Genomic DNA, 1,016 nt, shown 5'->3' with positions numbered 1-1,016 from the left:
ATCACTCCAGACTTCGTACTTAAGCTTGGCTGGGCTGCTGGTCGTGTACTAGCGAAACAAGGCACAAAGAAAGTTATTATTGGTAAAGATACTCGTATCTCTGGTTACATGCTTGAATCTGCACTAGAAGCAGGTCTTGCTGCCGCAGGTCTGAAGGCGACCTTCACAGGTCCAATGCCGACACCTGCTGTCGCTTACTTAACGCAAACTTTCCGAGCAGAAGCGGGCATTGTGATTTCTGCATCGCATAACTCATATTACGACAACGGTATTAAATTCTTCTCATCTGAGGGCACAAAATTGCCTGATGATATCGAGCTTGCTATCGAAGCTGAATTGGACAAAGACAGTGAATGTGTTGAGTCTTCTGAATTGGGCAAAGCGACTCGTTTAAATGATGCTGCAGGTCGTTACATCGAGTTCTGTAAAAGCACATTCCCATCGACACTAAGTCTCTCTAACTTAAGGATCGTCGTTGATTGCGCTCATGGTGCAACCTACCATATTGCTCCAAATGTCTTCAAAGAACTTGGTGCAGATGTAATCGCGATGGGTGTTGAGCCAAATGGTATCAACATCAATGAAGAAGTCGGTGCTACAGACGTTCGCGCGCTACAAAAACGCGTTGTCGAAGAGCAAGCTCATCTTGGTCTTGCATTCGATGGTGACGGCGACCGTATCATCATGGTTGACCATTTAGGTAATAAAGTCGATGGTGACCAAATTGCTTACATCATCGCACGTGATGCTTTGCGTCGTGGTGAACTAAAAGGTGGCGTCGTTGGTACGTTGATGACTAACCTAGGTATGGAAAATGGCCTGAAGCAATTAGGTATTCCATTTGTTCGTGCTGCTGTCGGTGACCGCTATGTAATGGAGCAATTGCTGGCTAAAGGCTGGAAGATCGGTGCCGAAAACTCTGGTCACGTTATCTTGCTAGATAAAGTAACAACGGGAGACGCGATTGTTGCTGCTCTACAAGTGCTTGCTTCTGTTGTTGGTAGTGATATGTCACT

The 1,016-nt window shown here is 45.9% G+C and carries 1 protein-coding gene; it reads left to right on the top strand.

Features of this window, described 5'->3' with window-relative positions:
- On the top strand, positions 1 to 1,016 hold a 1,016-nt coding region (gene glmM, locus R7Z78_RS24915; protein WP_169643699.1), incomplete at both ends, for a phosphoglucosamine mutase.

Source organism: Vibrio sp. 1167 (assembly GCF_033340375.1).
Classification (GTDB): Bacteria; Pseudomonadota; Gammaproteobacteria; order Enterobacterales; family Vibrionaceae; genus Vibrio; species Vibrio alginolyticus.
The sequence above is the reverse complement of the archived record's forward strand: the minus strand, read 5'-3'. Positions and strand labels throughout refer to the sequence as shown.